Annotated in this window: 23 protein-coding genes; 9 read left to right on the top strand and 14 right to left on the bottom strand. The window is 63.2% G+C overall.

The genetic code is table 11. The features are described from left to right. Nucleotides 1–102: 102 nt before the first annotated feature. Nucleotides 103–2,385 carry a VanW family protein gene (locus QMA15_RS20400; RefSeq protein WP_290286142.1) on the top strand — a complete coding sequence of 761 codons (2,283 nt, stop codon included), beginning with the start codon at nucleotides 103–105 and terminating at the stop codon, nucleotides 2,383–2,385. Nucleotides 2,386–2,389: 4 nt separating this feature from the next. Here the strand turns inward: QMA15_RS20400 and QMA15_RS20395 are convergent, their stop codons facing one another. The 3 genes from QMA15_RS20395 to QMA15_RS20385 all read right to left on the bottom strand — a co-directional run bounded on the left by QMA15_RS20395 (nucleotide 2,390) and on the right by QMA15_RS20385 (nucleotide 4,189). Further along, nucleotides 2,390–3,373: an LLM class F420-dependent oxidoreductase gene (locus QMA15_RS20395; protein WP_024487540.1), complete on the bottom strand. Its 984-nt coding sequence runs from the start codon at nucleotides 3,371–3,373 to the stop codon at nucleotides 2,390–2,392. 85 nt (nucleotides 3,374–3,458) lie between these two features. Beyond that, nucleotides 3,459–3,947: a hypothetical protein gene (locus QMA15_RS20390; protein ID WP_279163148.1), complete on the bottom strand. Its 489-nt coding sequence runs from the start codon at nucleotides 3,945–3,947 to the stop codon at nucleotides 3,459–3,461. Continuing rightward, a complete protein-coding gene (locus QMA15_RS20385) occupies nucleotides 3,944–4,189 on the bottom strand; it encodes a helix-turn-helix domain-containing protein (protein WP_019747144.1) in 246 nt (81 codons plus the stop codon). The genes QMA15_RS20390 and QMA15_RS20385 overlap by 4 nt, the downstream gene beginning before the upstream one ends. Before the next feature lie 65 nt (nucleotides 4,190–4,254). Between QMA15_RS20385 and QMA15_RS20380 the strand changes: the two genes are divergently transcribed. After that, nucleotides 4,255–4,833 carry a nucleotidyltransferase family protein gene (locus QMA15_RS20380; RefSeq protein WP_020968602.1) on the top strand — a complete coding sequence of 193 codons (579 nt, stop codon included), beginning with the start codon at nucleotides 4,255–4,257 and terminating at the stop codon, nucleotides 4,831–4,833. On the opposite strand, the gene QMA15_RS20375 is transcribed toward QMA15_RS20380, so the two are convergent. Both QMA15_RS20375 and QMA15_RS20370 read right to left on the bottom strand, forming a co-directional pair. Further along, nucleotides 4,830–6,842 carry a YhgE/Pip domain-containing protein gene (locus QMA15_RS20375; protein WP_019747146.1) on the bottom strand — a complete coding sequence of 671 codons (2,013 nt, stop codon included), beginning with the start codon at nucleotides 6,840–6,842 and terminating at the stop codon, nucleotides 4,830–4,832. The two genes, QMA15_RS20380 and QMA15_RS20375, sit on opposite strands and share 4 nt — an antisense overlap. A gap of 5 nt (nucleotides 6,843–6,847) precedes the next feature. Continuing rightward, nucleotides 6,848–7,570: an ATP-binding cassette domain-containing protein gene (locus QMA15_RS20370; RefSeq protein ID WP_019747147.1), complete on the bottom strand. Its 723-nt coding sequence runs from the start codon at nucleotides 7,568–7,570 to the stop codon at nucleotides 6,848–6,850. Between the two features lie 178 nt (nucleotides 7,571–7,748). Between QMA15_RS20370 and QMA15_RS20365 the strand changes: the two genes are divergently transcribed. Beyond that, the gene (locus tag QMA15_RS20365) at nucleotides 7,749–8,378 is read left to right on the top strand and encodes a hypothetical protein (protein WP_279163149.1); all 630 of its coding nucleotides are present in this window, start codon (nucleotides 7,749–7,751) and stop codon (nucleotides 8,376–8,378) included. A gap of 85 nt (nucleotides 8,379–8,463) precedes the next feature. Here QMA15_RS20365 and QMA15_RS20360 read toward each other — a convergent pair whose 3' ends face one another. The 4 genes from QMA15_RS20360 to QMA15_RS20345 all read right to left on the bottom strand — a co-directional run bounded on the left by QMA15_RS20360 (nucleotide 8,464) and on the right by QMA15_RS20345 (nucleotide 14,308). Continuing rightward, entirely contained in the window at nucleotides 8,464–10,299 is a 1,836-nt protein-coding gene (locus tag QMA15_RS20360) for an acyl-CoA dehydrogenase (protein ID WP_020906438.1), read from the bottom strand. A gap of 89 nt (nucleotides 10,300–10,388) precedes the next feature. Further along, on the bottom strand, nucleotides 10,389–11,021 hold the full coding sequence (locus tag QMA15_RS20355; RefSeq protein WP_019747150.1) for a class I SAM-dependent methyltransferase: 633 nt from the start codon (nucleotides 11,019–11,021) through the stop codon (nucleotides 10,389–10,391). Nucleotides 11,022–11,042: 21 nt separating this feature from the next. Then, nucleotides 11,043–13,526 (bottom strand): ABC transporter permease, encoded by a 2,484-nt coding sequence (locus QMA15_RS20350; protein ID WP_290286130.1) that lies wholly within the window; start codon nucleotides 13,524–13,526, stop codon nucleotides 11,043–11,045. Then, nucleotides 13,526–14,308, bottom strand: a complete 783-nt coding sequence (locus QMA15_RS20345) for an ABC transporter ATP-binding protein (protein WP_019747152.1) — start codon at nucleotides 14,306–14,308, stop codon at nucleotides 13,526–13,528. The genes QMA15_RS20350 and QMA15_RS20345 overlap by 1 nt, the downstream gene beginning before the upstream one ends. 109 nt (nucleotides 14,309–14,417) lie before the next feature. Here QMA15_RS20345 and QMA15_RS20340 point away from each other — a divergent pair, with 109 nt between their 5' ends. From QMA15_RS20340 to QMA15_RS20325, 4 genes are all read left to right on the top strand, one after another. Beyond that, entirely contained in the window at nucleotides 14,418–15,656 is a 1,239-nt protein-coding gene (locus QMA15_RS20340; RefSeq protein ID WP_279163151.1) for a sensor histidine kinase, read from the top strand. Beyond that, complete coding sequence (locus tag QMA15_RS20335; protein ID WP_003945784.1) at nucleotides 15,644–16,285, top strand: response regulator transcription factor; 642 nt, start codon at nucleotides 15,644–15,646, stop codon at nucleotides 16,283–16,285. The genes QMA15_RS20340 and QMA15_RS20335 overlap by 13 nt, the downstream gene beginning before the upstream one ends. A gap of 161 nt (nucleotides 16,286–16,446) precedes the next feature. Beyond that, nucleotides 16,447–17,475 (top strand): beta-ketoacyl-ACP synthase III, encoded by a 1,029-nt coding sequence (locus QMA15_RS20330; protein ID WP_003945837.1) that lies wholly within the window; start codon nucleotides 16,447–16,449, stop codon nucleotides 17,473–17,475. Nucleotides 17,476–17,572: 97 nt separating this feature from the next. Further along, a complete protein-coding gene (locus QMA15_RS20325; protein ID WP_279163152.1) occupies nucleotides 17,573–19,189 on the top strand; it encodes a lipid II flippase MurJ in 1,617 nt (538 codons plus the stop codon). Here QMA15_RS20325 and QMA15_RS20320 read toward each other — a convergent pair. From QMA15_RS20320 to QMA15_RS20310, 3 genes are all read right to left on the bottom strand, one after another. Further along, nucleotides 19,175–20,329, bottom strand: coding sequence for a nucleotide pyrophosphatase/phosphodiesterase family protein (locus QMA15_RS20320; RefSeq protein ID WP_021333167.1), 1,155 nt, complete (start codon nucleotides 20,327–20,329; stop codon nucleotides 19,175–19,177). The two genes, QMA15_RS20325 and QMA15_RS20320, sit on opposite strands and share 15 nt — an antisense overlap. Before the next feature lie 135 nt (nucleotides 20,330–20,464). Next, nucleotides 20,465–21,238 (bottom strand): VOC family protein, encoded by a 774-nt coding sequence (locus tag QMA15_RS20315; RefSeq protein ID WP_019747156.1) that lies wholly within the window; start codon nucleotides 21,236–21,238, stop codon nucleotides 20,465–20,467. A gap of 261 nt (nucleotides 21,239–21,499) precedes the next feature. Then, the gene (locus QMA15_RS20310; RefSeq protein WP_020906444.1) at nucleotides 21,500–22,444 is read right to left on the bottom strand and encodes an alpha/beta hydrolase; all 945 of its coding nucleotides are present in this window, start codon (nucleotides 22,442–22,444) and stop codon (nucleotides 21,500–21,502) included. Between the two features lie 144 nt (nucleotides 22,445–22,588). Here QMA15_RS20310 and QMA15_RS20305 point away from each other — a divergent pair, with 144 nt between their 5' ends. Continuing rightward, nucleotides 22,589–22,801 carry a hypothetical protein gene (locus QMA15_RS20305; RefSeq protein WP_228118235.1) on the top strand — a complete coding sequence of 71 codons (213 nt, stop codon included), beginning with the start codon at nucleotides 22,589–22,591 and terminating at the stop codon, nucleotides 22,799–22,801. Here QMA15_RS20305 and QMA15_RS20300 read toward each other — a convergent pair. Then, on the bottom strand, nucleotides 22,783–23,544 hold the full coding sequence (locus QMA15_RS20300) for an SDR family oxidoreductase (RefSeq protein ID WP_020723638.1): 762 nt from the start codon (nucleotides 23,542–23,544) through the stop codon (nucleotides 22,783–22,785). The genes QMA15_RS20305 and QMA15_RS20300 overlap by 19 nt on opposite strands. 207 nt (nucleotides 23,545–23,751) lie before the next feature. On the opposite strand from QMA15_RS20300, the gene QMA15_RS20295 reads away from it, so the two are divergent. Continuing rightward, the gene (locus QMA15_RS20295; protein ID WP_007734598.1) at nucleotides 23,752–23,880 is read left to right on the top strand and encodes a hypothetical protein; all 129 of its coding nucleotides are present in this window, start codon (nucleotides 23,752–23,754) and stop codon (nucleotides 23,878–23,880) included. Nucleotides 23,881–23,985: 105 nt separating this feature from the next. Here QMA15_RS20295 and QMA15_RS20290 read toward each other — a convergent pair whose 3' ends face one another. Continuing rightward, the gene (locus QMA15_RS20290) at nucleotides 23,986–24,816 is read right to left on the bottom strand and encodes a glycosyltransferase family 92 protein (RefSeq protein ID WP_279163153.1); all 831 of its coding nucleotides are present in this window, start codon (nucleotides 24,814–24,816) and stop codon (nucleotides 23,986–23,988) included. Between the last annotated feature and the right edge of the window lie 90 nt (nucleotides 24,817–24,906).

The raw sequence follows: 24,906 nt of genomic DNA, 5'->3' as shown, positions 1-24,906 counted from the left end.
CCCCGACCTGGCAGCAGCGCGGGGCTCTCGTATGTCCGGATATCCTGTATTGAGTTGTCGGTGAGCGCCGCAGCGACGGTTGATGCAGCGAGGAGCCAACAGGTGAGTGACGAAGAGGGTCCGTCCGTCGAGAAGACGAACAGCGAGGACTCGTCCCTCCCGGAACAGGAACTCGAGTCGGTCGAGGAACCTCAGGCGGTCGAGGAACCTCAGGCGGTCGAAGAGACCGAGTCGGTCGAGGAACCCAAGACCCCTGAGGACACCGAGGCAGTTGTCGAGGCTGAATCAGTAGGACCTGAACCAGCCGAAGCACCAAGGCCAGTCGACGAAGACGCAATCGATTCCACAGAAGCGACAGTCGACGAAGCAGTAGACGAGCCGACAATCGTCGAGCCCACAATCGTCGAACCGGCCATCGACGAATCGGCAAACGAGGTCACCACCGTCATCCCTGTCGTCCCAGCGGGGGACGCACCGCCGACGGAAGTAGTCGACTCGGCTCCTGCGACAGAAACCATCGACGAGCAGACAGAGCAGTTCGAGCCCCCGGCAGTGGTGGTTCCCCCGAAGCCGCCGCGTCCCGAGTTCGTGCAGCAGTACGACACCCAGCAATTCGAACCCATCCAGCAGCAGTACGAGCCTGTTGTCCGCGAACCAGAGGCAGTTGCACCACCAGCACCGCAACAACAGCCAGAAGCGCCCGCTCCGGCTTCTTCCCGTAAGTGGGTCAAACCGGCGATAGCAGTCGGCGCCATCTTTGCCGTCGCAGTGATTGCCTACGGAGTGGACATCTTCACGTCGTCGGGGAAGACACCACGCGGCACCCAGGTCGCCGGGGTGGACATCGGTGATCTCACGCCTGCCGACGCAGAGGCCACGCTGCGCGCCGAACTTGGCCCAAGGCTCGTCGAACCGGTAGCGGTACATGCCGGCGGCGTCGATTCCGAGATCGTTCCCGCATCTGCGGGTGTGGACGTCGACTGGTCGGCGACGCTCTCGGGCGTGAACGCTCAGCCGATCAACCCGATCACCCGCATCACGTCGTTCTTCGGCTCCCGCGAGGTGCCCGTGGTGTCGACGGTCGACCAGGGTGCGTTGGATGCCTCGATGTCGCAACTTGCGGCGAACAGCGATCGTGCGCCCGTCGAAGGCGCAGTCGTGTTCGAGAGTGGGAAGGCGACGGGTGTTTCACCTGCCGCCGGCCAGGCTCTCGAAACGCAGCAGGCGGGCGCAACGTTCGCCGCGGAGTGGTCTGACGGTGGCGTCGTCGATCTTCCGGTCGACGAGGTGCCGGTGACGGTCACTCAGGCCGGTGTCGATCGCGCACTGCAGGAGATTGCCATTCCGGCTGCCTCGGGTGATGTCGTGGTCAACGGCCGTGACGGCAAGGTTGCGACGCTCGGCGTCGACCAGATCGGTGAGGTTCTGACCTTCACCCCTGACGGCTCGGGTGGGCTGACTCCGCAGTACAACACGGATGCTGCGATCAAGATTCTGACTCCGCAGTTGGTATCGACTGAAGTACAACCCAAGGACGCGTCGTTCACCTTCGCCGGTGGTAAGCCGTCGGTTGTGCCGGGTGTTGTCGGTGATCTGATCAACTGGCCGGACACGGTCAAGGAACTTCCGGTTCTGCTGGGCAGCACGGCTTCTCGGGCAACACCCGCCGTGTACGGACCCGTCCCGCCGGCGTTGACCACCGAAGCCGCGGATGCCCTCGGCATCAACGAGGTGATCGGCGAATTCACCACCGGTGGTTTCGAATACGCGTCTGGAGTGAATATCGGCCTGGCCGCATCGGAGATCGACGGGGCCGTGATCAAGCCAGGGGATACGTTCTCGCTCAACGAGTACACGGGCCCGCGCGGTGCGGCTCAGGGATACGTCGAGTCGGGGATCATCAACAATGGTCGCCCGGACAAGGCTGTCGGCGGCGGTATCAGCCAGCTCGCGACGACGCTCTACAACGCGACGTATTTCGCAGGCATGGACGACGTTGCGCACACCGAGCACAGTTACTACATCTCGCGGTACCCCGAAGCGCGTGAGGCGACCATCTTCGATGGAGCGATCGACTTGCAGTTCCGTAATCCGGCGAAGACCGGCGTGATGATCGAGACGATTGCGACGTCGTCGAACATCACCGTTCGGATCTGGGGAACCAAAACCGTCGATGTCGCTTCGACGACCGGCCCGCGTACGTCGCCGACGTCGCCGAACACCGTGACGTTGCCGGAGGGGCCTGGTTGTGTGGCTTCGAGCGGTGCGCCCGGATTCACGGTCAGCGACACCCGCGTGATCACCGACCACGCGAGTGGCGCCGAGATTTCCTCGAACACCCGGACCGTCAAGTACGACCCGGTGCCGATCGTGAAGTGCGAGTAGGGAACTACTTGCCGACGAGTGGGCCGAGGGTGCGGCCCGCGAGGTCGACGATGCCTGGCTCTTCGCCGTTGGTGATCAGGTTGATCACGACGCCGTCGATGCCGTGGTCGAGGATGCGCGTCTGAACCTGCTCGGCGACGTCGTCCGGGCTGCCGACGAAATGGCGTTCGGTGGCCTTGGCGACCACGTCTTCCGGCGCCGTGGTGATGTCGAGGCCACGCTCCGCGAGAAACGTTCGCTGATGCGCGCGAGCCTTGTCGCCGTCCTCGTCGATCATCATGAACGTGAGGAAGCTGGTCTCGAGGGTTGCGGGATCGCGACCGGCTTCGTCGCAGCGTGCCGCAAGTGCTTCCATCTTGCGCGGCAGTTCCGAGGGGTCGCAGATGATGTTGAGGTGATCCGCGAAGCGAGCGGCGAGGCCGAACGTCTTCTTCTCACCGCCGCCGCCGAGCAGGATCGGCAGGTCGTCGCGGACGCGAGGCTCGTTGATGGCGTCCTTGACGTGGTACCACTTGCCGTCGAAGGTGGGGCGCTCACCGCGGAGCATCGGCGCGATGATCTGCAGTGCTTCGTCGAGCTTCTGGAAGCGCTCGGTGAACGTTCCGAACTCGTATCCGAACGAATTGTGTTCGAGCTCGAACCAACCGGCGCCGATTCCCAGGATGGCCCGACCGCCGCTCACCACGTCGAGGGTGGTGACGGTCTTGGCGAGCATGGGCGGATTGCGGTAGGTGTTTCCCGTGACCAGTGCAGACAACTGGATGGTCTCGGTGGCCGTCGCCAGCGCGGAGAGCGCGGAGTAGGCCTCGAGCATCGGGGCGTCCGGCGCTCCGATTCCGGGGAGTTGGTAGAAGTGATCCATCACGAATGCAGTGTCGAAGCCTGCGGCTTCGGCTTCGCGGGCCTGCGCTATGACGGTGGGGAAGAGGTCCTTGACCGGACCGCCGTAGCTGAAGTTGGGCATCTGGTATCCGAGGCGAGTGCTCACCGTTTCGACGTTACTCGCGATCGGAGGACCCGGCACGATTTTACCAACTCTATGGATTCCGTTGTGCTGGGCAGACTTCCGGAATTCAGAGAAGTTCTTCGGCCGCTTCGCGTCGCTTGGCGCGCTGCTGGTGGCGCTTTACGCCCAGGGCGGCGGCTGTGACGCCGACGAGTGCACCGACTCCAGCGCCGGCCCAAGTCGAGATTCCGTCGCCCGGTCGAGCTACGAGTTGGGCGACGACGCCGATCAATGCGATCAGATAGACGGACCCAGCCATGAGTACTCGGGGCGGCAGACCCTTCATGCTTGTGTAGGCGTCGACGTCGTGAGCCTGCGCATACCGCAGCACCACCATCGAGCAGATAAACCATCCGATGATCAGTCCCACTGAAATCCATGCGCCGGTGCGTCCGGCAACCCACGGCAGAATTGCCGCTGCGATCAACGTGATCCAATAGGCGAATTGCAATCCCACCGCCGAGGCTTCGTTCCAGACGTCGCGCTGCCGCTCGTCCTTGTAGAAGTCGTCGTCCAGATCTCCGACGAACCGCATTGCCTTCATCATGGTGCTCATGCCGTCTCCTCTGGAATTTCTGCGGTGAGTGCCGATTCGGGTAAGGGGAAGAGCGCTTCGACGGTGGTCCCCAGTGCCAGTGCCAGGCGAAGTGCCAGGTAGACACTCGGTGCGTAGTCGCCGCGTTCGACGGAGACGATGCTCTGTCTGCTCACCTGACCTGCCGTGGCCAGTTGCGCCTGGGTGAGGCCGGCGAGGCGTCGGTGCTCCCGCACGTTGTTGTCGCCGGCCTTTCCAGTCATAGGAAAAGTAAAGAATACTTGTCACATGATGTCAAGTTTACTTGTCATATGCGAGGCTGACGAGCATGCGTGAACGATTTCTCGAGATCGCCCTGGCCAATCCAGTGGTCGCAACGATCGTGGATCGGGCGCCGAAGCTGGGATTGCCGGAGTGGTACCTGACGGCGGGTGGGCTCTTCCAAACCGTCTGGAATCACATCGACGGCCGTGACCTCGGCGCCGGAATCAAGGACTACGACCTCTTCTATTTCGACGCCGGCGATCTGAGCTACGACGCGGAGGACCGTGTGATTCGTTCGGCGGCAGAACTGTTCGCCGATGTGGATGCCGATGTCGAAGTACGCAACGAAGCCCGCGTGCACCTGTGGTACGAGCAGCATTTCGGGATTCCCGGCGTTCCGTTCACCAGTTGCCGCGACGCTATCGACCACTTCGCTTCCACAACTTGCTGTTTCGGGATCACCAAGGCCGCGGGCGGCACTGTGGACGTGTATGCCCCGCATGGATACGACGATCTTTTCGACATGATCGTCCGCCCCAACCCGGTGCTGGCGCCGAGAGAGGTTTACGAGGCCAAGGCGGCACGTTGGCGCAGGGAATGGCCTGCGCTGACCGTGGAGCCTTGGCCGGAGACCCTGACCTAGACTTCGATCGGCGGATGCAGCCTGTCCATGGTCCATTGCCGATTTCGGCGTGCAGCAAGTGAACTGGCCCCGAGTGAGGCGACGAGAAGGCCGCCGAGGACGGCGATCGAGACCCACAGTCTCGAGTCGATACCGCCGACGGTGAGTTGTCGTAGCCCGTTCACCGCGTAGGTCATCGGGTCGAAGGGGTGGATGATCTGGAACGGTTTCGCGGTGGTTTCGACGGGATAGATGCCGCCGGCCGAAACCAGTTGCAGCATCAGGAACGCCAGGGTGATGACGCGTCCGACGGATACTCCGAAGATGGCGTTGAATGCCTGGATCAACGCCATATACGTGGCAGTGATGAGCATCAGGAATCCGACGGTGCCGAGGGCGTGTGTGGGGTGCAGGCCGACGGCGAAGTGCACGACCAGGTACATCACGATCACCTGGCAGATGCCGATGAGCAATGCCGGCCAGTACGAGGCGAGGACCACTCGCAGCGCGCCGAGTCCGTTTGCGATGGGCCGGTTCTGGAGCGGCTTGAGCAGCATCCAGGTGATGATGCCGCCCACGAACAGCGCGAGGGGCAGGAAGAACGGAGCAAAACCGGTACCGAAGGTGCTTGCCCGGTTCTCGTAGGTCTCCTGTAGTTCGACCGGGCTGGAGAGGGTTTGAGCGGTTGCGGTTCGCTGCTGATCGGTCCAACTGGGAATCTGACCGGCGCCCTCGGTGAGTTTGGTCGCGAGTTCGGCAGACCCGGCACGGAGTTGCTCGGTGCCGTCGGCGAGTTTGGCTGCACCATCGGAGAGTTGGACGCTGCCGTCGGTGAGTTGAACCAGTCCACTGCTGAGGGTTTGCGCGCCGTCGTTGACTTGCTGACCGCCGTCACGCAGCTGCACCAGGCCGTTGCGGAGTTCACCGCCGCCGTTGGCCGCGGCATTCAGCCCGGCTCGGAAGGTGCTCGACGGATCGTCGAGTTGGTAAGCGAGTTGTTGTGCACCGCTCTTGAGTTCGCCCAGTTGGCCCATGGTCGCTTCACCGAAACCCTGAGTGCGCAGCATGTCCTGGGCAGGCGCGAGGGCATTGGCGATCTGTTGGCTGACAGGATCCGGGTTCAGCCGAAGGCTGGCCACCGCCTGCCCGACCAGTTGTGCAACGTCTGCCTGTGTGTTCCCGAGGACGCTCAGTTGGTCGACGACCTGGGTGACGCCACCACTGAGTTGGCTTGCGCCGTCGCCCAGTTGGACGGCTCCGAGATCGAGTTGCCCCAAACCGTCGGTCAGTGCGAGGACACCGTCCGTGGCGGTATTGATACCGGTCGAGAGTTGCGCTGTACCGCCGGCAAGAGTGGCTGCACCGTCACGTGCGGTAACCATGTTGTCTGCCAGAGTTTTCGAGCCCGACGCCAATTCGCCGGCTCCGGCATTGGCAGTGTTCACTCCGGCCGAGAGCTGGAGCGCTCCGTCGGCGGCCTGCTTCAAACCTGCACCCGCATCGGTCAATCCGACCAGAACCGTCTCGACGGACTGCGCGCCGATCTTGTCGCTGACTTGACTGAGAACCTGCTGGGCGGCATTTTGGCCGATGATGGTGCCGAGGTAGTTGTTGACGTCGTTGAAGGTGAACTGCAACTGAGCTTTGTGGGGGTCCTTGGACGTCGGGGAGGCAACGGCCTCGCTGAAATTCTCGGGCAGAGTGAGAGAGAAGTAGTACGTCCCGTCCGAGACTCCCTGTTCGGCTTCCTGCTGTGAGACCAGGTGGAGATCGAGCTCACCGGAATCGAGAAGTGCTTGGCTTACTTCGTCGCCAGCCTTGAGCTCTTGACCCTGCACCATTGCACCGCGGTCGGTGTTGACCAGTGCGACGGGGACCTTGTTGACCTCACCGAACGGATTCCAGAAGGCCCACAGGTACATTGCGCCGTACAGCAGTGGCATCAAGATGATGGTGACGAGTGCGATCCTGGGCATCGCGCCGCGGGAGAACCGCTTGAGTTCGGTTCCGAGAGACATTCCAGCGAGCATCGCGGTTACCTCGCCCCTTCTTGGTCGGGATTGGTGACTTCTTGGAGCAGGGCGACGGCATCGATGGGTGATCCGTCGGGCAGCGGGTTGACGGTCGACGCGATGATGGTCTGGTAGCTCCCCATCTCGACGAGTCGCTCGACGAGGTACGCGCGTTCGGAGTCGCGCCGCACCTGTTCGAGATCGTCGACGACGAGCAGGGCCGGCTTCTTCGTGTTCGCGACGGCGATACGCAGCAGGGTCGCCTCGAGTTCCCCGAGATCGCTGACGTACCGGCCGAGCGCAGGTAAGGGATGATCGCCGAAGACGGGAGCGCACACCGCTTCGAGTTCGCGGTCTCCGGCACGTCCGATGAGCTTGTACCAGGGCGCATCCCAGCGAATTTGTTCGGTGATCAGATCTCGGACGGTGACGGACTCGGCAAGCTCGTCGATGTCCTCGAACCCGGCGACCCCGGCGATCTCGAAGATCTCTCGGGGACGCGTTCGACCGAAGACGGACAGTGATCCGGAACTGGCTTTCATTCGTCCGCTGAGTGTCAGAAGTAAGGACGTACGTCCTGAACCGGCGGAGCCTTCGAGGATGGTCACACCGCCTGCACGAATCTCGAGATTGACGGGTCCGAACACCGGCCCCCATGGGCCGTCGAGCGCCAAGTCCGTGGCGGTCAATGCCAGTTCAGGGGCGTAATCGAGTTGTGCGTGCTCTGGTGCGACCACGATGATCACCTGTCTGTTGATCTACTCGGCCTTCGAAAGAACCGAGTGCTGGTTCAGTGGACGTTCGTGCTCACCCAATCACATCGGTAGCGGGTGAGCGGTCCCACGAATGGGATGTGTCGGACACGATCGGTAACTTGGAGACCGAACGGTATGTATTCTGTTTGAACGGACAGGGGGTGTCGAGGTGCCGGTTCGTAGACGCGGTATGTGCGCGTTACTGGTCATGGCCGCCCTGTCAGTTGTCTCCTGTGCCGGTGAGCGCGAGTCGCCCCCGTTCGTGTCGAGCGAGAGGCTTTTCGAGTTCACCGGTCGCAATGTCGGACCCGTGACCGTTCCGCCCTTGCCTTCCGATCGGCACGAGTCCGAAGCAGCGCCGTACGGAGCCATCACCCTGTCCGGTGGGTGGAGCGGCGCAGCCAATGTCTCGCTGCCCGGATCCGTCACGTGTTTCGAGCACAACTGGGCGGATTCGCTGCCCGCCGGTCACCGCCAGTGGGCCTACGAGGTGCACACGAGTTCCTTCTACGAGTACGACGGCGGCGGCGAATATCCGGGGCGTGATTTCCAGTTGCAGGTCTACGTGAACGAAAACCCGGAACCAGGTCAGTCCGGGGCGACGATGATGTTCTCGGATCAGAGCGGACAGTTCGTGTCCTTCGGCGGCGGCGTCGACAATTCCGTCGAAATAGTCAGTTCTCCGGACCGCAGGCGCGTGGCGCTTTCCCTGGTAGGAACGGCGGCACGGCCCGGCGAACAACCGACGACGTCCGTACTGTCCGCACAGATCAGTTGCCCGACCGTCGAGCGCAGATGACCACAGATTGCATTGACTGCCGAGCATGAAAATGCCGGTCCCGAAACATTCTCGGGACCGGCACTTTTCATGAATCAGGAACGAATCAGAATGCTGCTTCGTCGATCTCCATGATGTCGTTCTCGGTGTTCGCGATGATCTCGCGTGAAGCGGTGAGCTCGGGCAGGACGTTCTTGGTGAAGAAGGACGCGATGGCGACCTTGCCCTCGTAGAAGCCCTTGTCCTTGTCGGAAGCGCCGTTGTCGAGTGCCGCGAGAGCGATCTCGGACTGGCGGAGGAGCTGCCAGCCGATGAGCAGGTCGCCGACGGACATCAGGAAGCGGACGGAACCGAGGCCGACCTTGTACAGCTCGGTGGGCTGCTCCTGAGCTCCCATGAGGAAGCCGGTGAGCGTGGCAGCCATGGCCTGGACGTCTTCGAGTGCGGTGGCGAGCAGTGCGCGCTCCGCCTTCAGGCGACCGTTGCCGGCTTCGCTGTCGATGAAGGTCTTGATCTGTCCGGCAACGTGAGCGAGCGCGACGCCGCGGTCACGAGCGATCTTGCGGAAGAAGAAGTCCTGAGCCTGGATGGCCGTGGTGCCTTCGTACAGCGAGTCGATCTTGGAATCGCGGATGTACTGCTCGATCGGGTAGTCCTGCAGGAAGCCGGAGCCACCGAGGGTCTGCAGGCTGTCCGTCAGGTACTGGTACGCACGCTCGGAGCCGACGCCCTTGACGATCGGGAGCAGCAGGTCGTTGACGCGGAACGCGGTGTCCTTGTCTGCGCCCGAGACGAGCTGGGCGACAACCTCGTCCTGGTGTGCTGCGGTGTAGAGGTACACCGCGCGCAGGCCTTCGGCGTATGCCTTCTGCATTGCCAGGCTGCGACGCACGTCGGGGTGGTGCGTGATGGTCACGCGCGGCGCTGCCTTGTTGGTCATCTGGGTCAGGTCAGCACCCTGAACGCGCTGCTTGGCGTAATCGAGAGCGTTGAGGTAACCGGTGGAGAGGGTGGCGATTGCCTTGGTGCCGACCATCATTCGAGCGTGCTCGATGACGTCGAACATCTGGGCGATGCCGTTGTGGACCTCGCCGACCAGCCAGCCCTGTGCGGGGATGCCGTGGCCACCGAAGGTGACCTCACATGTGGCGGAGACCTTCAGGCCCATCTTGTGCTCGACGTTGGTGACGAAGACGCCGTTACGCTCGCCGAACTCTTCGGTCTCGAAGTTGAAGTGCGTCTTCGGGACGAAGAACAGGCTCAGGCCCTTGGTGCCGGGTCCGGCGCCTTCGGGGCGAGCGAGAACGAGGTGGAAGATGTTCTCGAACAGGTCGTCCGAGTCGGCCGAGGTGATGAAGCGCTTGACGCCCTCGATGTGCCAGGAGCCGTCGTCCTGCTTGATCGCCTTGGTGCGTCCGGCACCGACGTCGGAGCCGGCGTCGGGCTCGGTGAGGACCATCGTGGCGCCCCATCCGCGTTCGACGATGGTTGCTGCCCACTTCTTCTGCTCTTCGGTGCCGTTGTTGAACAGCACGTCCGCGAAGGCGGGTCCGGCCTGGTACATGTGCGCTGCAGGCTGTGCGCCCAGGATCAGCTCACCGATGGCCCACACGACGGAGCGGGGAACCGGCACGCCGCCGACCTCTTCGCTCAGTCCCATGCGGTACCACTCGGCATCCCACAGAGCCTTGAACGACTTCTTGAAGGATTCCGGAAGTGCAACGGTGTGCGTCTCGGGATCGAAGACAGGGGGGTTGCGGTCCGCGTCGGCGAAAGATTCGCCAAGCGGTCCCTCGGCCAGGCGTGCGACCTCTGCCAGCATGTTGCGGACAGTGTCGGCATCCAGGTCGCCCCAAGCGCCTTCGCTCAGTGGCTTCTCCAGTCCGAGAACCTCGAAGAGGTTGAACTCCAGGTCCCGAACGTTGCTCTTGTAATGGCCCATGTCTTCTGCTTCTCCCAGTGAGGTGGTGCGGTCCAGCACTCCTAGTACCGCCCGAAGTTTATTACTCGTCGGTAACTTAATACATGTTACTAGCCGTTCTTTGCATTGCCAACACCGGATTTGCGTCCGATGACAAGTGCGTCGACCGCGATTCCCGTTTCGGTGTGTCTGTGCGGATTTCCGGCGATCTCGAACTCGAGCCTTCCTTGGAACTCCTGCATCAATTCTTCTGGTGTGTAAAGGATTTCGGGATCTTTCGGTCCGCCGACGCCGTAGTCGATGTTGCTTCGGTCGTGCCCCAAAATCATGAGGATTCCATCAGGTTTCAGAGAATTTATGGCACGGTTCACAACCAGGGTGCGTTGTGGTGCGGGCAGATGAAGGTAAAGAAGCAGGGCCAAGTCGTATCCCTGCCCGTTCCTTGAGGCGTAATCCGCGACGGTGACGTCGCCGCATCGGTAGTCGAGCCGGTCGAGAACCGAGCGAGGTGAGCGGGCCGCGATCGTGCGGGCTTTCTCGATCGCGACGGCCGAGTAGTCGATGCCGGTGACCTCCCAACCGCGGGTCGCGAGCCACAACGCGTTACGGCCCTCGCCGCACGCCAGGTCGAGTGCCTGGCCGTGGGGGAGGGCCGTCGCGTATTCCACCAGCAGTTCGTTGGGAGGAGCGCCCCAGACGAGCTCGGTTTCTTCGTACTTCTTGTCCCAGGCCGCCGCATCCATAGATGACGACGGTAGTGCCACTCAGTGGTTACGCACTCCGTCCATCGGGTTCTTGCGTAGGGCGGCGCGCGTCGGGATCGCGATGGAGACAAATCCCAGAACAGCGGTCACCGCGACGATGGAACCGTAGATCGCCGGTGAAATCGCCGGGATCGGCTGCCCGGACACCGCTACGGCGATACCCATCAGAGGCGGCAGGGCGATCAGTGATCCAACCACGACGGCGATTCCCACCACCATCAACGACTCGATGCGCATCATTGCTCGGACCTGCCTCGTCCGCGAGCCCACCAGTTGAAGGAGCGCGAACTCGCGGGAACGCTCGGCAGTGGCGGCGACCAGGGTGTTCACGACGGCGACTGCGAGATAGCCGAGCAGGACGAGGACGGCGAGGATGCTGACCCAGGACTGCATACGACGCTGATCTTCGCCCGCGGCCCCGAACTGGTCCTGGTTCATCGCGGCGATCGAGGGGAACGAGCGCAACGACTGCTGGACTTCGGCCGACCGTCCGGGTTCGGCAGCAACCAGAACGGTGTCGATCAGAGCGTCGGTGGAGTGCTGACGCAAAGTCTCGATCGGCATGGTCACGTCCCCGAATCCGAGGCCGCGACCATATTTTGCGACGACCATCGGATGCACCAGTGTGCCGTCCCCTAGATAGAGGTCGACGCGCTGACCTACCTTGGCTCCGAGTGTGAAGGCGCCGTCTTCGCTCACAGCAACGGTATCGCCGGTCAGAGCGCTCAGGTCGCCCTCGGTCACCGCGAGATCGAGGGTCGCGTCGGCGCTGGCGGCGTCGATGCCCTGGGCAGCGATCGCGCTGTCGGCTGAGCCGCCTTCCTCACCGCTGGGTACCGGCAGGACTTGACTGCGGACCACCGGGTTTGCCGCACTCACTCCGGGCACCGATGCGATCGAGTCGAGGAGCGAGGGAGCGATACCGGCCGGCGCGCCGACGATCAGGTCGGCGGTGACGCCGTTGATCGACTGGTTGGTCGCCTCGGCGGCGACGGTGCTCTGGCTGAAGAACTGCACCGAGCTCAGTGCGATTGCGAGAGCCAAGGGAACAACCGCCGACGAGAGCCGTCTCGAATTGGATTCGGCGTTGGCGGCAGCGAGAACTTTGGACGCTGACCCACTACGGCGCAGTGGACCGCCGATCACCTTGATGATGCCGCGCACCAACAAGGGGCCGAGCAGCGCGACCGAGAAGATCAACAACAGTGCACTCGAACCGGCTCCAGCGGCTGCCACGCTGCCGGGCAGGAAAGCGGGGAGGATGCACGCGCTGAGACCGGCGGCACCGAAGATCAGCCCGGTGACGATGCGTCCGCGGCTCAGTTTCGCCGGGCCGCTTTCGGATTCGCGAAGCGCTTCGACGGGGTCGAGCTTCGCCGGTCGTCGTGCCGCGATCGCCGCTGCCGCGCGGGCAGTGAGTACGCAGATCAGGAATGCCGCGATCGCCGGAAGCGGGCTGTACGCCAACGCGAAATCGGTGGGCATGACCCCGGCGTCGGCAAACTGTGCACCCAGGAATCGGGCGAGCAGGTATCCGGGCACCGCGCCGAGAGCCGCCGCAGCCGCCGCGACGAGCAGCACTTCACGTCCGATCATGACGTGGACTTGTCGCGTGGTGGCCCCGATTGCCCGCAACAGAGCGAACTCTCGGCGTCTTGCGTTGATCGAGAGCGACAGCGTGCTGGAAACGACGAACATACTGACCATCAACGCGAGACCGGCAAACGACGCGCAGAGCACGATCAACTGGGTCCGCGCAGCACCGGCGTCGAGGAATTCGATGCCTCCGCGCGCAGTGCCGGTCGAGACCTCCGCGCCGGTTCCGGCGAGTGCATCGCGGGCGAGAGCGGCAGCATCCACGCCTTCGGGAGCGATCAATCCGACTGCGGTGACAGCGTTCTGGTGCGGCCACAACCGTTCGGCCTCTGCGTCGTCGAGGAAGACGAGTGCCGGACGGTCGGGTGACGGCACCGAAGCCGAATCAGCTGTGCCGACGACGGTGTACTCGTCGGCTATCGCGCCGTGAGCCAGCGTGATTTGCTCGCCGAGAGCGGCGCCCGTGGTCGAGACCACCTCGTCTCGGCTCTGCGGAGCGCGACCTTCGGTGAGCGAGTACGGCGCCAATTGTGCTGTGTTCCAAGGATGTGCGTCGAGTACGACGCCCTCGGCGGTGCTGACGGGGACGGAGATGTCGGGAACCACGGTGACATCGAGTGCGTCGAGCTTGCGGACCGTATCGCTGTCGAGGAGAACTCGCTCGGCAAAAGGCTGATCGGCGTCTTCCTTGACCACGAGCGCCTGTGGTGCACTCACGACGGCGTCGGCACCGGCGTAGAGATGTGGTGAGACGCCGCCTCGCACTCCCGATTCCAGCAGCACACCCAGACCGCAGGTGAGGAGCGCTGCGCAGAATACGGAGACGAACACGGCGACGAAACCGGAGCGATGCGCTTTCAGGTGCGCAAAGGTGTGCGCTTTCATCATCACCAGTCCCCGAGGTGTGTCATGCGCTCGGCGATCTGCTGCGGCGTCGGGCGGTCGATGTGCCCGACAAGTTTCCCGTCGGCGAGGAACAGCACACGATCGGCGTACGACGCGGCCACCGGGTCGTGCGTGACCATGACGATGGTCTGATCGAACTCGGCGGCTGTCCGGCGCAACAACTCCAGAACCTGCTTGGCGCTGCGGGAGTCGAGGGCGCCGGTCGGCTCGTCGGCAAAGAGTGCGTCGGGGTGAGTGACGAGGGCGCGCGCGATGGCGACGCGTTGCTGCTGACCGCCGGACAGTTCGGAGGGTTTGCGCTTGCGGTGCGATCCGAGTCCGACGGATTCGAGGACGAAGGTCAGGTACTGCTTGTCGGCTCGTCGTCCGGCGAGGAGTAGGGGGAGCGTGACGTTCTGCTCGACGTCGAGAGCGCCGAGCAGGTTGTAGGCCTGGAAGACGAAACCGATGTGATCGCGACGGAAGATGCTGCGGGCCTTCGGCTTCAGCTGTGAGATCTCGGTGTCGCCCAGCCACACCGATCCGCTGCTCGGTCGATCGAGCCCTGCGGCGCAGTGCAGGAAAGTGCTCTTGCCCGATCCGGACGGGCCCATCACGGCGGTGAAGGTGCTGCGCGGCAAGGTGAGGCTGATGTTGTCGAGGGCGGTCACGGCGCCGCGGCCGTTGCCGTAGATCTTGCTGACGCCTTCGAGTCGCACGGCGGATGTTCGGGCGGCCGTGGCACCAGGGGCCGGCGGGGCGAGGACCGAGTGTCGATTCTTCATGGGATGAACGCTATGGAGATTCGGCATTCGTCGACATCCAGCAGGGTCCCGAATCAATGGTGTAGCCAGCTGTAGTGGATCGCGGCATCAGGTGCGGCATGCTGGGGCAGTGAAGAAGAGAACCAGGGCTGCGGTGTACGTGCTCGTCGAGGGTGCGGCAGCCGTGGTCTCCCTGTTCTTGCTGATGGTCGGTCTCATTCTGCTGTCGCTCTCGATTCTGATCGTCGGATGGTTGCTGTTGCCGTCGTACGTGCGGGTGCTCCGGTGGTGGGCGGGTCTGGCCCGCAAGAGAACGGCTGCGTACACCGGACGCCCTGTTCTGCAGCGATACCCACCGATGCCAAGCAATCCGACCTTCGGGGATTGGCGCCGGTTCCTCACCGATCAGTCGACCAGGCGCGACGCGGCCTGGCTGTCGATTCATGGTCTGGGGGCTTTCGTCGCGGCGATGCTGACCATTGCTCTGCCACTCGGTGCACTCAATTCGATTGCCGTCCCGCTGTACTGGCAGCAGATGCCCGCCGGTGAACCCGTCAACAATCCGTACCCCGTGACGTCGTGGTTGGGCGCTGCCGGAATGCCGTTGATCGGCATCCTGTACCTCCTGATCGCGTGGTGGTTGGTCCCCGCGATGGCGAAGTGGATCAGCTGGTCGACCACGACTTTGCTTGCGCCGGAAACGCGTTCGGACCTCTCGAAGCGCGTCACCGCCCTGACGGCCAGCCGCGCTGCGGCGCTCGACGCACATTCGGCCGAACTCAAGCGCATCGAGCGGGATCTGCACGACGGCGCGCAGAACCGTCTGGTCGCGGTGGTGATGATGTTGGGGATGGCCGAGCGGTCATTGCAGAACAATCCGGACCAGGCTCTGCCACAACTGCATCGGGCCCAGGATGCGGCCACCGAGGCGTTGAGCGAACTCCGGACGTTGGTGCACGACATCTACCCGCCGATCCTCGACGAGTTGGGTCTCGAGGGCGCGATCTCCGCGCTCGCCGGGCGCTCCGCCGTGCCCTGCGTACTCGAGATCGACGAACTCCGCCGTGCCCCGGCTGCCGTCGAGGCTGCTGCGTACTTCGTCGTCGCCGAGGCCTTGACCAACGTCGCAAAACACAGCGGAGCGCGCAGGGTCACCGTCACGGCACGGACGGAGGCGTCTGCCGAGTCGTTGGGTGAGACGATGCTCATCGACGTGATCGACGATGGTCACGGCGGCGCGAACGAACGCCCGGGCGGCGGCGTGGCGGGTATCCGACGCCGGGTCGAGGCTTTCGAAGGAACCGCAGTATTGGAGAGCCCGGAGGGTGGACCGACAACGATGAAGGTGGAACTACCGTGCGGATTCTGATTGCCGAGGACGACGCTCTCCTGCGAGAGGGGCTGGCACTGCTGCTCCGCGGAGAGGGCTTCGAGGTGTCTGCCGTCTCCGACGCCGCACAGTTCCTCACGGTGTTCGAGGAGACCGCCCCCGACGCCGCGGTGCTCGACGTCCGGATGCCTCCTACTTTCACCAACGAGGGGCTTCGAGCGGCGATCGAGGTGCGCAAGCTTCGCCCGGGCTTTCCCGTCCTGGTCCTTTCCGCGTACGTCGAGGATCGCTACGCCGGTGAATTGTTGGCAGGAGGCGCCGGCGGGGTCGGGTACCTGCTCAAGGAACGGGTCGGCAAGGTAGCCGAGTTCGTCGACGCATTGAACCGGGTCGTCGACGGCGGAACCGTGATGGATCCCGAGGTCGTATCCCAACTGATGAGCCGTCGACGCGCCGACGATCCGATCAGATCGCTGACCCCACGCGAGTCCGAGGTTCTCGGACTGATGGCGGAGGGGCTGGGAAATCAGGAAATCGCCAGGAAACTGGTCGTGAGCGACACTGCTGTGAGCAAGCACATAGGAAATATCTTCGCAAAACTCGGCCTGTCGGCTTCCGAAAGCGGGCATCGTCGTGTTTTGGCAGTTCTAGCTCATTTACGCGCCTGATCGTGGATCTGGACTACATACCTGACCGAAGCGTAATGTGAGCCAGCCTCATGTTGTTGCCGAGATCGAACGGTGACCTGAGAGGCAGGGGCTTATGTCCTGTACGTAACGTGTGATGTCGAATGCGCGTCATCACCAGAAACCAACGAGGAGATCGATCAATGGGTAAGCCGATTGCCAGTGTGGCCGGAGGTCGGCAGTCCGTCCTTCTCGGGCTCGGCGTTCACCGCCCGGAGCGAGTCGTGACCAACGACGAGATCTGCGAGCTGATCGATTCCACCGACGAGTGGATCCAGACGCGATCGGGTATCAAGTCGCGCCGGTTCTCCGGCGAAGGTGAAGGCATCCTCGCGATGTCGATCAGCGCGGCCCGTAAAGCACTGGACGTCAGCGGCATTGCTCCCGAGCAGATCGGCGCCGTGATCATCGCGACGTCGACGTGGGACCTGCAGACTCCTCAGGCTGCGTCCATCGTCGCCCACGAGCTCGGCATCAAGGGTCCGGCTGCATTCGACGTCGCGGCAGGCTGCGCCGGTTTCTGTACCGCCCTTGCGGTGGCCAGCGACCTGGTTCGCGGCGGCACGGTTGATCACGTACTCGTCGTCGGCGTCGAGTTGATGAGCGAGGCCACCGAGCCCACCGATCGCAGCGTTCGCTTCATCTTCGGTGACGGCGCAGGCGCAGTTGTCGTCGGCCCGAGCGATACCGTCGGAATCGGCCCGGTCGAGTGGGGTTCGGACGGCAGCCAGTCCGACGCCATCGTTCAGGAGCCGAGCTGGCTCGACTACACCAAGAACCCGACCGGACCTCGGCCGTGGATCAAGATGGCCGGTACCGCGGTGTTCCGCTGGGCTGCCTTCGAGATGGGCAAGGTCGCCACTCGCACCCTGGAGAAGTCGGGGCTGGGTATCGAGGACATCGACGCTTTTGTGCCGCACCAGGCAAACCAGCGCATCAACGAGGTCATCGCTCGCAGCATGAAGCTGCCCGAGGGCTTCCCCGTCTCCAACGACATCGCCGAGACGGGCAACACGTCCGCGGCCTCGATCCCGCTCGCGATGGAGCAGATGCTGCGCGACGGCCAGTGCAAGCCGGGCGACAAGGCATTGCTTCTCGCCTTCGGTGCGGGTCTGTCCTTCGCCGGCCAGGTTGTCGTCATGCCGCCGTTGGCTGGAGCGGAATCAGCCTGATCTTCTCTCGTGACGAGCGCCTCGAACCCCACGGTTCGGGGCGCTCTTCCGTTTCCGTCCAGATCGTCGTACCTCTGCGATGTGGCACTCTGGCGAGATGGTCGAGAGTATGGGGGAGTCCGAACGTACGGGTGTGACGGGCGGCAGCTTGGCGAAGATGGGCGGGCAAGTGGCGCTCGCCAGCACGGTCAGCCGGATCACCGGCTTCGTCCGCACCCTTGCCCTTGCCGCGGTCCTCGGCATCGCCCTGGTCAGTGATGCGTACAACGCGGCCAACAGCTTCCCGAACATGGTCTATCAGCTCCTCCTCGGCGGGATTCTCGCCAGCGTTCTGCTTCCGTATCTGACACGGCAGCGAAGTCGTGGGCGGACGCTCGAACGAGAGCAGACGCAGCGCGTTCTCACCGTCGGAGCGCTTGCTCTTGCGCTCGTGACGGTAGTGGCGGTGGTGTGCGCGCCGCCTCTGGTCTCGGCTGTGATCGATGATCCGGCTCAACGAGAGTTGACGACGCTCTTCGCGTACTTGCTTCTGCCGGAGATCTTCTTCTACGGCGTCACGGCGATGATGACGGCAGTACTCAGTGTTCGATCAGTGTTCGGCGCGCCGGCCTGGGCGCCGGTGATCAACAACGTCGTCCTTCTGGTGACGGTCGCGGTCTTCCTGTGCATCCCGGGGCCGGTTACTCTGACTCCCGAGTCGATGACCACCGCGCAGGTTCTGGTGATCGGTATCGGCACTCTGCTCGGGATCGTGGCGCAAACCGCCGTCGTTGCTCGAGCGCTGCACCGCAACGGGTTTCGGTGGCGCCTTCGCGTGCGGATCGTACCGCACACCTGGCGCCCGGTGCGCGTCGGGGCGCCGTTGCTCGGCTGGGTACTTGTGTACGTCGTTGCCGGTCAGATCGGTGTGTGGGTGACGATGAAGGTCACTCTCTCCCGTCACGTCTACTCGATGTACACGCACGCGGATCTGCTGTTTCAAGTGGCGTACGGCATTCTCGGTGTGTCGTTGTTGACGGTGCTGATGCCGCGGATCGCCAGGTCGGTTGCTGCGGGTGACGACGTCGGCGTCGTATCCGATCTCGGCCGGGGAGCCCGGTATTCAGTGGTGGCGCTGATTCCGGTCACGGTGGCGCTCATGGTCTTCGGCCCCTCGTTGACCACCCTGATCTTCTTCGGCCGGGTCGACGGCAGCAGTGCCCGGTTGATCGGGACGGCCGTTGCGGTCAGTGCATTCGGGCTGGTGCCCTTTGCGATGGTCATGCTTCAGCTTCGAGTGTTCTACGCCGACAACAACACCCGAACTCCCGCGGTGATCGCGCTGGTGATGGTGGTAGCCAAAACAGCGCTCGTTCTACTTGCGTCTCTGTCGGCGAGTGACGAAACGCTGGTCCTGGCCGTCTGTGCGGCGGGCTCGTTCTCCTACGTGTGCGGAGCGGCGCTCGGCCACATACTGCTTCGAAAGCGATACGGGCTGTTGGGATTCCGTCGCGTGCAGGCCACCGTCGGAAGGATTTCGGCGGCGGCAATTCTGGCAGGTTGTTGTGCGCTGGCTTTGGTGGTGGCGGTTCAGAACCGAGTTCCCGAGCCCAGGCTTGCTGCTGTTATTTCATTGTCGGCGGGTGCGGTCGTCGGTGCAGTCGTCCTGTTGGGCGCATGCAAGGTAGTCGGTGTTCCCGAGATTCGCCGGGCTCGGGCCCTACTGTTGTCCTGAGGACAAGAGCGGTACCAGCAGTTCGTCCGGAGTGAGGGCGCCGTGCTGTCCACGGAGGCCGGACAGTCCCGATTCGACAGATCGACGTACGACGGCCACGTCCCCGGACGCAATGGCGATGACATCACCGATCCGGCCGTGATACTCGGAATGCACTGCAGGCCCGAACAATCCTGCGACTATGCCCTCGGATCTCGTCCCGATCCACATGCGGTCACCCAGTTCGGCGCGCCAGCGGTCCGCAACATCTTGTGCAGCGCCTTCTCGGGTGTGGATGTGACGACATCTAGGTTCACCGGCAAGGGCGAGTACATCTTTGGACAGAATCGGAGTGTTGTCGAAGTCGATCTTGTTCTCGTCCAACACGTCGACCATTCCGTGGTCTGCCGTCACCAGCAATCTCACGTCCGGACCGAGAGCGGCGGCGAGTTGCTCGACCAGTCGATCGACAAGCATCAGTTGGAAAATCCACGGCTCGGACTCGGGGCCGTAGACGTGGCCCAGTGCATCGATCTCACTGATGTAGCAGTACGTGAACGTACGGTCGGCAGATTTCGACGCGGCCACGGTGCGAGCGAGGAGGTCTCCGTATGCCTGGATTCCGGCGAACTGGGCGCCGCGCATTCCCGCCCGGGTGAGGCCGCTGCCGTCGAATTTGGACGGAACGACGGTAGTGACGGTGATGCCGGCGGCCGCGGCACGATCGAAGGTCGTGGCCTGCGGCTGCAGGGTCTCCGGGACGATGGAGTCGGTCTGAGATTCCTTCTTGCCCGCGCTGTGCCAACCCAGCCAGTTGAACACCGAATCGGCTTCTTCGACGTAAGACTGGTAACCGGTGATTCCGTGCGCCCCCGAGGGCAGCCCGGTCCCCAACGAGACGATGCTGGTGGCCGTCGTCGTGGGGAATCCTGCCCGTATGGGCGTTCCGATCAGTGAGTTCAGGAATGGTGCGTGTTCGGCGTTGCGGGCGAGCAAGTTCGCGCCCATCCCGTCTACCAGCAGAATTACAGTCTTCTGGCTGGGCTGTAGATCGAGACGGTTCGCTTCGCCGCTCACTCCGAGAGAAGCGAGTACCGACGGCGCAAGCGTCGACAGAGTCGGCTGCGAGTACACATCGAGGAGAGGGGCGGGGGCGGGCATCCCATGAGATTAGGCGTTGGACGCAGAAAACTGCATACCTTCTGGGCGAGTGTTCAAATCCGTGCGGTCAAATCGGGACTTTCCAGATGATCAGCGCGCAGAGACCGCGGGCCGGTGCGGCCTCTGCGCGGAGATTCACTCCATGATCGTGGAGATCTGGAACTTGGCACCGAGTGGATCGGCCACCGACGCGAGACGGCCGAAGGGCGTGTCCTCGGGATCGCGCAAGACGCTGCCGCCGAATTCGACGACCTTGGCGACGGCCGCGTCGGTGTCGTCCGCCCCGAAGTACACCTGCCAGAACGACGGCACCTCTGCCGGGAGGAACGAGCTGGCATCCATCAAACCGGCGACGACGGTGTCGCCCTGCTTGGCCTGTGAGTACCGGAACTCGTCGCTGTCGCCGATGGACTCGTAAGTCCAGCCGAACACGTCGGTGTAGAACGGCAGGACCGCGGCGTAGTTCTTGGACAAAGTCTCGTGCCACACCGGGGCTCCGGCCTCGCCGACCAGACCGAAGCCGTGGTGCTGATCTGCCTGCCAGATACCGACGACTGCACCGGCAGGATCGCCCACGATCGCCATGCTGCCCTGGGGACCGACCTGCATCGACGGCATCATGATCATTCCGCCCGCGGCTTCGGCCTTGGACGCCGACGTTGCCGCATCAGTCGAGGAGATGTAGGTGGTCCAGACGTTGCCGTACGGGTTTCCCTCCTGCTGAGGTCCGAGCCCGGCGATGGGCTGCCCGTCTTTGCTGAAGATCGCGTAGCCGCCGTACTGCGGGTCGTCGTTTGTGTCAGTCTGCCAACCGAACACGTTGGTGTAGAAGGATTTGGCGACCTCGGTATCGGAGCTGGTGAGGTCGATCCAACAGGGTGTTCCGTCGAGCGCTGTGCGTGCGGGCATCTGAAACTCTCCTTTACCGAAACGGATACACAAGTACGGGTCGCGCAAATGCTTGGCCGAGGAAGGCGCGAATCTCACGCTACGCGCGTACCCCGACACATTCCCAGGGCTCGAGAGCTTTGGAGTATTTGACCGTTCGCGCTTACCGGTGGGCCGGACCTGCCGACGTAGTCGATCGCCGAATCGTCCTTGATACGCCGAAGTTGATGGGGCACTTGCTCGATCGGCGAGGCCGTTCCGCGGGTGTAGTGCCGGTACTTGTCAGCTCGTGATCAGCCCCGTGCGATCGAGCCACGCGAGCGCATGACGTGAAAACTCGTCCGGAATCTCCAACTGAGGGGTGTGGCCGGTATCGCCGAGAATGATGGTGGTCCAGTGTGGATGTGCGGCGGCGGCTGCCCGGGCAGCCTCGACCGGGACAAGCCGATCGCGATCGCCGTGTATCAGGAGCGTCGGAGTCGCGATCTCTCGCAGTGTCTTTCGATAAGAGGCCGGACGGGCGAGGGTCATCAACAGTGACCGTGCTGCCTGCAGGAACTCGGCATCCTGAGTGGGTTCGCCGCGACGAATCGCAGTCAAGGCAGCGCCCGCGTCGAGGACCGCGGGATCGGCTCGCGTCGGATCGGCAAAACACAATCTGGTCATCTGAGCGGCCAACTGCCGGTCGGACATCTTCCGGCGTCCGAAGCCGAGAACCTGCTCACCGACGTACGGCATCGAGTAGAGCGCGAATTGGGCGGCGACGGTCAGATCGGGAAGTTGGACGGGCAGTGGGAGCGCCGGATCCACCAGCACCAGGCCGGCAACTGATTCGGGATTGGCATGGGTCGAGATTGCCGAGACCATTCCCCCCATCGAATTGCCGAACAGGACGGCAGGTTCACCTACTACTGTCTCGAGAAAGCGATTCAGGAGTGCTGCGTTGGCGTCGACGCCGGTGTGCCGCCCACGGGCAGAGGTGAGTCCGAATCCGGCGAGGTCCAGTGCGTACACACGCGTGCGCGCCGCCAGCGTCGGTGCCACCCGCACCCAGTTCAGGTGCGAGCCGCCCAGACCGTGAACGAGCACGATGGGCGGCGCTCCGCTGGGACCGCCGAAGTCGATCCAGTGAACATCACCGCCGAGATCGGTGATGTTGCTTGTCCCGCCCCACGGGTGTGTGAGGGTGCTTCCGTCGGCGAGTTCGGCCGAAACAGCGGATTCCATACCTGACAGGATGCACCGAGGCGCGGTTCCAGTCACGCTCTCGTCCCGGTTCGGTATCCGAAACTGTGTCCTCGATCACGGATTATCGGGAAGCTCGGGAAACGGGCAAAACGGAATTTGACTGGTGTCAAGTACTTTTCGCGATTGTCATCGCTTTCCGACGGCCGTGGTGTGCGTCCGGCGGAGGTCGGTTCGGGCATACTGAAAACCATGTGGTGGATGGTCGGGCTCATTGTTCTGGCCGCGCTGGTTTTGGCATCCGTTCTGGTCGGTTTCGTTTTCCGCCGCCCGATCGCCGAAGCCAAGTCGGCGGTGCTTGCCTTCGACGACGCCAGCTCTCAGCCCCAGCGCGACTGACCACCGTCGAGCGGAATTGTTGCTCCAGTCAGATACGCGGCATCCGGGCCGACCAGGAAAGCCACCGCGGTGCCGATGTCCGTTTCGCAGTCCCCGATCCTCCGTAGCGGAATCCCGGCAACAAAAGCGGCAGCCTCTTCCGGACGCGCATCTGCCCAACGCTGTAGCCCGGGCGAGGATGCGTGAGGAGCAACCGCGTTGACTCGGATCCCGTCGACGCCCCATTCGCACGCTGCTGCGCGACTGAGGGCTCGGACGGATTCCTTCACAGCCGCGTATCCGCCGTAGCCGGCGGCGTCCCAACGGACGGCCACGGAACTGACCATGTTGATGATCGCCCCGCCGCCGCGTTCCTTCATGAACGGGTAGCAGGCTTGCATTGTTCGCAGCGTCGCGACGGGACCGGAAGTCAATCCGTCGGCAAGGCGCTCCGGAGTGAGGTCGAGGACGTTGCCGAGCGGGTTGAGGCTGGCGTTGTTGATCAGGATGTCGACGCCGCCGAACAGTTCCACGGTTCGCGCCACGGCAGCGGTGATGGAACCCGCGTCGGCGATATCCACGAGCACCGGTTCGGCACGGCCTCCGCGTTCGGTGATCTCGTTACATGTGACGACGAGTTTCGACTCAGTGCGGCCCGCCACCGCGACGGAAGCACCTTCCTTGGCAAGCGCAAACGCAACACCCTGGCCGACGCCTTGCCCTGCGCCAGTGATCAGGGCCACTTTTCCATCCAACTTGCCCACTGCTGTTCTCCTGCTCGTCATTCAACGGTTCCCGAAGCGTTGTCCGAATCGCGCATTGTTACTCGTGGGTTCCCGCTGGATGAGATGTGAGTTACGTCCCACTCGGTGGTGCCGCTTCAAATTTCGGCCGTCTTACGTATATTGTGAGCGCCGTTACACACCGGACGCGCGGAACGCGTACACACATTCCATGATGAGGAGTTAGACATGGGTTCTTCGGACGCAGACCTGGCATTGATCAAGCAGATCCAGCCGGTTATCACGGGTGTTGCTGGCCTGATCTCGGGCATCGGCGCAATCGTCGGACTGGGCGTTGCCCTGCAGTCCTTCAGCTGATTTTTCGCTGAGCTGATCCTCCGGCCCGTGGCCTGAAGGCATTGCCTTCGTGGACGCGGGCCGGAGGTTTATCTGCATCTGAATACCTGTGGCTTGCAGGCACATTCATTTTTGTGATAAGTCGATTGTCGCCGGAACATCCACACCTTCTTCGTGGACTTGGGGTCCGAAGTTCGGCAGCGGAGTGAAGTCGAGTGCCGCCTCCGAACCGCGGTAATGGCGGAAGTAGAAGAGGGATCGGTCGGGCCGCACCAGGCTGTCCGGTTCGCTTGTCTTCCATCCCCAGTGGACGTCCGCTCGCAGAATCTCCGACAGCCTCACGATGTTCTTGCAGCCGTGGCTCTGTAGCCCAAGGCATTTCAATTCCTCGACGTCTCGCAGTTGCCCGTCGCGCGTCCACCTGGATTCGTAGACCAGAGCGTCGAGAACAACACGGTGTGAATCCGCCTGAGTAACTCCGGCAAGTAGAACCTCCCAGTCCAATCCTGGTGCGTGTTCGAGGTATTCGTCGGCGTCGATGAATGCTGCCCACGCGACGGTGTCGCGGTACCGGCTCACGTAATCGACGTAGGCCTCTACCTGTCCGTGCACGATCCGACCGTCCGCGTCGCGCGGTTGCCAGTCGACGATCGTCACCGGAAGGTCGTGCAGTTCTTTGCGGAATGCGACCTGAACTTCACTGTCCGACATCGATCGGGTGAAGGCGCCGTAAGAGTTGCCTCTCTTGTCCTCGCTGCGGCCGTGCCAACGGTTGAGACTGAATGCGCTTGTCTTGCGGGTGGACCCGACGGAACCGGTGTTGTCGTAGAGAACAACCTCCCAGCCCTGCTCGATGTGGTGGAGGCACCAGTCCCTGATGAAGGGGAGATGTTCGCGGGGGAGCAGGACCGCAACCACGGCGCGGCGTCCGGTGTCAGAGCTAGTCGGTTGCTTCATCGGGTCCGTGATCACCCGACACACGATAGTGCTCTGCGTGGAAGCGAGTTACTCGATATTGAACATGGAGATAGGTTGACACATCTATCA

It is taken from the genome of Rhodococcus sp. APC 3903 (assembly GCF_030407755.1).
Taxonomy (GTDB): domain Bacteria; phylum Actinomycetota; class Actinomycetes; order Mycobacteriales; family Mycobacteriaceae; genus Rhodococcus_F; species Rhodococcus_F erythropolis.
Note: the sequence above shows the minus strand (reverse complement) of the source record. Positions and strands in the feature narration are given on the sequence as shown.